Below are 1,540 nucleotides of genomic sequence, written 5' to 3'. Positions count from 1 at the left end.
GCCATAAGCGCGCGCCCGATCGCCAGCATCTGCTGCTGGCCGCCGGACATGCGGCTTGCCATGCCGTTGCGCCGTTCCTTGAGCACAGGAAACAGCTCGAACACCTCGGCGCGCAATGCCTCGAAACTCTTCCCGCCGCGACCGATATGGGCCGCGACCAAGTTTTCCTCCACCGTCAGGCGCTGGAAGATCTGGCGGCCTTCCGGGCAGTGGGTGATGCCGAGACGCACGACCTGTTCGGGGCGCATCCCGGTGATGTCGCGGCCCTCGAACGCGATGCTGCCTGCGGTGGGCCGCGCCACGCCGGAAACGGAATTGAGCAGCGTCGTCTTGCCGGCGCCGTTCGGACCCAGGATGACGACGATCTCGTGCGGATCGACGTCAATGCTGATGCCCTCAAGAACGCCGACGCGCCCGTATCCCGAGCTGAGCCCGGCGATTCTGAGCAGCGGCCCGGATGTCGTCGATGTCATTGGCGGTTCCCAGATAGGCGAGTTGGACGTCGGTGCTTGCCTGCACTTCGGCGGGCGTGCCCCGGAAGAGCAGTTTCCCATGATGCATGACGATGATGCTGTCGCAGAGTGTCATGACGAGATCCATGTCGTGCTCGACGACGATCATGATCCGGTCGGGCGAACGCAACGCGGTGAGTTTTGCCGTCAGTTCCGCCGTCTCGTGGTGGTTCAATCCGGCGGCGGGCTCGTCGAGCAGCAGGACGCGCGGATTGGCGACCAAGGCGCGGGCGATCTCCAGCATGCGTTGTCGGCCATAGGGCAGGCCCCCGGCATCGACGTCGGCGTAGCCCTGAAGGTCAAAAAACCGCAGGATTTCCATGCATTTCTCACGCCGGCGCCGGCGCTGGGCGTTGGCATAGGGTGGCCAGATCACTTCCCTCCAGGCGGCCGCAACCTCGGCGGGATAGAAACAGACTTCAAGGTTCTCGATCGCCGACATCTGGTCGAAGAGGCGGATGTTCTGATAGGTGCGGGCAATTCCCGAATTGGCGATCTGGTATTTCTTGAGTTTGTCGAGACGCTTGCCGTCGAGCGTGATCGAGCCCGACGACACTGTGTAGGAACCAGCCGTCATGTTGATCAGCGTCGACTTGCCGGCGCCGTTCGGTCCGATCACGCCGTGGATTATGCCGGGAGCGAAGTCGGTCGACACGCCGTCGATGGCGACGACCTCGCCATACACCTTGCGAAGGCTCTGAAAGACCAGCGTCATTTTCCGAAAAGCCCTCGGATCAGTTTCTCCGGCCCGAAGCTGCGCGGCACGATGCCGGCCGGGCGCGCGATGATCAGCGAGATCATCAAAAGACCGAGGAAGAGGATGCGCCATTCGGCGAATTCGCGCAGCAGCTCCGGCAGCAGGATCAGGATTGCCGCGCCGGCGACGATGCCGAAGATGTTGCCGATGCCGCCGACCACGATCATCAGCACGATCAGCACCGATTCCTGCAGCGTGAAGCTTTCCGGGCTGACGAAACGCTGCGATGCGGCGAAGATCGCGCCGGCTATGGAACCGATCGTGGCCGAGG

2 protein-coding genes and 1 pseudogene are annotated in these 1,540 nt (G+C 63.2%); all 3 read right to left on the bottom strand.

The window, feature by feature from the left end:
* The coding region (locus ENZ75_RS31480) for an ATP-binding cassette domain-containing protein (RefSeq protein ID WP_128278610.1) at nucleotides 1–473 on the bottom strand (473 nt) is incomplete at its 3' end.
* Nucleotides 397–1,227 carry an ABC transporter ATP-binding protein gene (locus ENZ75_RS31475; RefSeq protein ID WP_063168748.1) on the bottom strand — a complete coding sequence of 277 codons (831 nt, stop codon included), beginning with the start codon at nucleotides 1,225–1,227 and terminating at the stop codon, nucleotides 397–399. The genes ENZ75_RS31475 and ENZ75_RS31480, both read right to left, overlap by 77 nt.
* Nucleotides 1,224–1,540 (bottom strand): annotated as a pseudogene (locus ENZ75_RS31470) (branched-chain amino acid ABC transporter permease); the annotation flags it as partial. The gene ENZ75_RS31475 and the pseudogene ENZ75_RS31470, both read right to left, overlap by 4 nt.

Origin of the sequence: Mesorhizobium sp. M7A.F.Ca.CA.002.04.1.1 (assembly GCF_004022805.1) — a bacterium.
Classification (GTDB): Bacteria; Pseudomonadota; Alphaproteobacteria; order Rhizobiales; family Rhizobiaceae; genus Mesorhizobium; species Mesorhizobium ciceri.
The sequence above is the reverse complement of the archived record's forward strand: the minus strand, read 5'-3'. Positions and strand labels throughout refer to the sequence as shown.

Bases quoted from the DNA above. Each gene is read 5' to 3' on its own strand.
- ENZ75_RS31475 (WP_063168748.1), bottom strand. From the start codon at position 1,227: ATGACGCTGGTCTTTCAGAGCCTTCGCAAGGTGTATGGCGAGGTCGTC.